The sequence below is a fragment of the Lentilactobacillus hilgardii DSM 20176 = ATCC 8290 genome (assembly GCF_000159315.1).
Classification (GTDB): Bacteria; Bacillota; Bacilli; order Lactobacillales; family Lactobacillaceae; genus Lentilactobacillus; species Lentilactobacillus hilgardii.
Genome location: NZ_GG669995.1, coordinates 13,293 through 17,807 on the forward strand (window position 1 = coordinate 13,293; position 4,515 = coordinate 17,807).

Here is a 4,515-nt window from a genome sequence, read left to right on the forward strand (position 1 = left end):
GATGATGGCGTTGTAAATAATGCCTTGCAACCTTTGCGGCACTGACTTTTTTGACGTTGACGTCATAGTTCATCTCCCGCATCTCTTTTGCCGTAATTTTTCCGGCCAACTGCTGCAGTTGCTTGACCACGGCCGGATGTTTTTTGGCAAATGCCTTGGTCATGAGTGGCGCTCCCTGATAGGTTGGAAAGAGATGCTTATTATCTCGCAACGAAACCAAATGGTACTGACGAATTTGAGAATCGGTTGAATAGCCGTCGATTACCTGAACCTGGCCACGGCGAATAGCCTGATAGCGTAAGTCGGGATCCAAATCAGTATTGTTAAAGGATAAGCCATATTTTTTGACGAGTCCCTTATAGCCGTCATCACGATTCATGAATTCCAAATCAAAGCCGCTGTGAAGACGGCTTTGAAGCTTTTTGAGGTCACTGATTGTGCGAAGATGATGGCGTTTGGCGAACTTGTGGGTGGTGACGACTGTATAGGTATTGTTATAATTTAACGGGGAACCATAAGTCATATTGTATTTAGCCGCAAGCTCGTTTTTGGCCATATGATAAATTTGCGTTGCAGATTTGTTTTGAAGCTGTCGTTCGCTGTTGGGAATGATGTCTTCAAGAACGGTACCGGTAAACTCCGGATAGATGTTGATTTGATTGCTCTTTAGAGCTGAAAATAAAAAGCTGGTTTTACCGAAATTAGGTTTTAAGTCGACATCAATTTTCTTGTCACCGGCGTCGATCAAGTCCCGATACATATTAATCAAAATATCCGGCTCGGAACCTAATTTACCGGCAATGACGATTCTTTCCGGTTGGGTAGTGGCCGTGTATACTTTTGGTGCGATAATGCCAAGCAGCAAAAGTAAAAGGGCGGTTCCTCCGACAATGACCATCGATTTGGCCTTTAGACGACCGAATCGGGTGATGAGCCAACTAAAAACAACGGCAAGCAGTGCTGAGCCAATTGCACCGGTCAGCGTTAAAGCGGTGTTACTGCGGTCGATTCCCAGCAGAATAAAGGTTCCCAAACCACCGGCGCCAATCAGGGCTGCCAGGGTAGCCGTTCCAATAATCAGAACGGTTGACGTTTTAATACCGGTCAAAATACTGTCCTTGGAAAGGGGCAATTCGATTCGAAAAAGTCGTTGCCATTTGGTTAAGCCGAAAACTTCGGCCGCTTCGGTTAAGTTGGGATCAATCGTTGTGAGTGCAGTATATGTATTGCTGTAAATAGGTAAAATACCGTATATGACCAGTGCAATAATGGCCGGTTTACTGCCAATGCCGACAATTGGAATCAAAATTCCCAAGATGGCCAGAGAAGGAATGGTTTGCATGATTGACGTAAAACCGAGTGCAATATGAGCGAATACCCGGTGATTACGTGCATAAACCGCCAGTGGGATGGCAATGACAATCGCAATGATCAATGAGATAAGGGTCAGATAAACGTGTTCCATGAATGCGTTGATAAACTTGGCGTTGGCCGTAAAAAAATGAATGATGGCTGTGATCGACACGGATAGGCACCTCCTTGGGTGTGAAAACAAGTTGACTAGAATTTCATTATACAACTCGATTGTGCATGATACGAATCCGAAGACAAAAATGATTGGGAGAATACCGACGATTTAGGCCAAGATGGGCTACAATTAAAGTAAATCATGATTTTATATGAGGAGTGAAGTACTTTGAAAACACATTACGATGTCATCATTTTTGGTGCCGGTCCTGCAGGGACTGCAGCTGCTTATGGGTTAGTTGGGTCAAAATCTGTTTTAGTCATTGAAAATGATCTTTTTGGCGGGACCTGTCCCAATCGTGGGTGTGATCCTAAAAAAATGCTGTATTCGGCTGTTGAGGCGAAGGATAGGGTTGCCCGAATGCAGGAAAGCGGACTAAAAGACGTTCCCACGATTGATTGGAAACAGTTAATGGCCTTTAAACGGGGATATACGTCTCAAATCCCAAGTGGTACAAAAAAAGGATTGTCCGGTGCCGGCATAGATACGTATCATGGTCAGGCTGCCTTTTTGGACCAACATCGGATTCAGCTGGGTGACCAGACGACGGTGAGTGCGGATGAGGTCATTTTGGCCACTGGTCGCCGGCCACGGTTATTGGATATTCCCGGTAAATCATTCCTAAAAACCAGTGCAGACTTCCTGGATTTGGATGCACTGCCAAAGCATATCACGTTTGTCGGTGCCGGCTTAGTATCGATGGAGTTGGCAAATATTGCCAATAAGGCTGGTAGTGATGTTGATATTATTCATCATAACGATCAACCATTAAAGGCATTTCCACAACCCTTTGTGGCGCAACTGGTTCAAGACATGATTGATGACGGCATCACCTTTCACTTCAATCAGAATCTGAAGGCTGTTTCTAAAAATGAAACCGGTTATACACTGACCACCGATCTTGAAACGTTGGCTTCTGATTATGTAGTTGAAGCGGTAGGCCGATCGGCGAATAGTGATCAATTACAATTGGAGAATTGCGGGGTTAAAACGTCGAGCCGCGGTGTGTTAGTGGATGATCATTTGCGAACCAACGTATCGACGATTTATGCCATCGGGGATGTTATTGACAAAGCCAAGCCCAAATTGACACCTGTCGCTTCATTTGAAGGACGATACGTTGCTGAGTTGTTAATGAAAAAGACAACAGCACCAATTCAGTATCCGGTCATCCCACAGATTCTTTTTGGGACAACGGAAGTCGGTCAAGTGGGGGTTGGTTATCAGGAAGCATTAAGCAAACCTGAAAAATATCATGTAAGTGCCTTTGATTTAACCCATTGGTATACCTATAACCGCATTAAAGATGATGTTGCCAAGGCAATGGTGATCCGGGATGCCAATACCAAACAAATTGTCGGATTTGACGTTTTGTCCTCAATTGGTGAGCACTTGCTGAACGCTTTCAGCCTGGTGATGAACTTAAAGCTGTCGAATGAGCAGATTCAGGACATGATTTTTGCCTATCCATCTGTTTCGAGTGATTTGCAATATTTGGTATAGCATGGTTATTTTAAACTTGGAAAGAGTCAATTTGAAGATTAGTGGAGATCAGGCCGATAAAAGCCTGGTCTTTTTTAGTTGGAAATAACGAGTCAACTTGTTTGCGCAAGCAAGTAATTAATGCTAAAATTTTGTCAGCCATAAATGGAGAAGGTGATTATTGATGACAGATATAGAAATTGACGGGGTGATTGCAACAATCAACACGGCTTCACGTCAGCTGCAAGCCTATTTGGATGAACAGTTAAAACCGTTGAAGCTGACATCGAGTAACTATTATTTTATTTTAAAAATTAACCAGGCACCAACTTTAACACAGGATCAATTATTTAAACGAATTTACCTGAGTCAAAGTAATGTCACGAGGCGATTGGAACAATTAATCAGACTGGGATACGTTCAAAAGCAACGGTCACAGACCGATGGCCGCTCTTGGTCAATTAGCCTGACAAGCACTGGAAAAGCATTGGTTCCCAAGTTGAATGAGCGTTTAGAATACGTCAACAATAGAATCTTTAGCGGCATTGATCGTGTGACGCAGGATCGATTAATGGCAGCCTTAATCAAGGTCGAACAAAACTTAATGCAGTAGCACGGTGTTTGAGGATTTAGGAGGTTTTTATGACAAATTATGTCAAGATTTTTGATAAACCCAATCATGATTTGATTATTCCTGAAGGATTTAAAGCAGTTACGGCTGATCAGCGTCAACGAAACCACGAACGGGTGATGGTTGTTCGTTACCAGCGTCCAGGAAAGTTTGAACCGAATAATGCACATGTCACCGTTATTTATGGCAGCGATCAACGGTTGATCAGCTATAATAACTTTGCGATTGAGACACACGCTGATCTGCCGGGACAAAGAGTGGCAATTGACAAAGCAAATCAGGTTTTTGAACGATTGGATTCAGCCTATGCCAGTGGCCTGACTTTTATGCGGGTTGATCGACTTAGCAGAACGTTCAGAAATGATCAGAGGCAGGTCATTAATATTCCGATTCTCTGGGTTAAATTTGCCCATCAAAATGGATCCTATAATTGGGTATCAATTGGCGCAGACAATCAAGTCGTTGAAGTTGAGCGGGAATCAAACTGGGACTATTTCCGTTCACGACGTGCCACCGAGGAATGGAACTATGATCACTGGGTTTTAGCAAGAATGGGCAGGGGTCCCCAGCTTGAGGCTCCGGAAGCATTGGCTTAAAGGGGGCGTTTATATGGATAGTGAAGATCGTTTTAATCAATTAATTACGCAGCTGGGATCTTTGAATGAGCAAGTCCGCCAGTTAGAAGATGTCGATTACATGACGGCCACCTATAAAGGTTACAGTAATACAGGCTTGACGTTGGAAGAAGTTAAAGATGAAATTGATCGGCTTCACCAACAAATTAAAACCCTTAATAGGGAACTGGATGCGTTCGATTGAGTCGACACGTTAAATTAATTGGTATGACTAAAAAAGGCATGGTTTTGTGATGCCC

General features: G+C 43.4%; 5 protein-coding genes. 4 read left to right on the forward strand and 1 reads right to left on the reverse strand.

Going from position 1 to position 4,515, the window contains the following annotated elements:
* Positions 1-1,465 (reverse strand): ABC transporter permease/substrate-binding protein (locus HMPREF0519_RS09710; protein ID WP_191976498.1); only part of this gene is annotated, 1,465 nt, incomplete at its 3' end.
* A gap of 231 nt (positions 1,466-1,696) precedes the next feature.
* Here HMPREF0519_RS09710 and HMPREF0519_RS09715 point away from each other — a divergent pair.
* From HMPREF0519_RS09715 to HMPREF0519_RS09730, 4 genes are all read left to right on the forward strand, one after another.
* Complete coding sequence (locus HMPREF0519_RS09715; protein ID WP_003635806.1) at positions 1,697-3,031, forward strand: dihydrolipoyl dehydrogenase family protein; 1,335 nt, start codon at positions 1,697-1,699, stop codon at positions 3,029-3,031.
* A 163-nt stretch (positions 3,032-3,194) separates the two neighbouring features.
* The gene (locus HMPREF0519_RS09720) at positions 3,195-3,623 is read left to right on the forward strand and encodes a MarR family winged helix-turn-helix transcriptional regulator (RefSeq protein ID WP_003635809.1); all 429 of its coding nucleotides are present in this window, start codon (positions 3,195-3,197) and stop codon (positions 3,621-3,623) included.
* Between the two features lie 29 nt (positions 3,624-3,652).
* Positions 3,653-4,237, forward strand: coding sequence for a hypothetical protein (locus HMPREF0519_RS09725; RefSeq protein WP_003635811.1), 585 nt, complete (start codon positions 3,653-3,655; stop codon positions 4,235-4,237).
* 13 nt (positions 4,238-4,250) lie between these two features.
* Positions 4,251-4,460: a hypothetical protein gene (locus HMPREF0519_RS09730; RefSeq protein WP_003635812.1), complete on the forward strand. Its 210-nt coding sequence runs from the start codon at positions 4,251-4,253 to the stop codon at positions 4,458-4,460.
* Positions 4,461-4,515 lie beyond the last annotated feature (55 nt).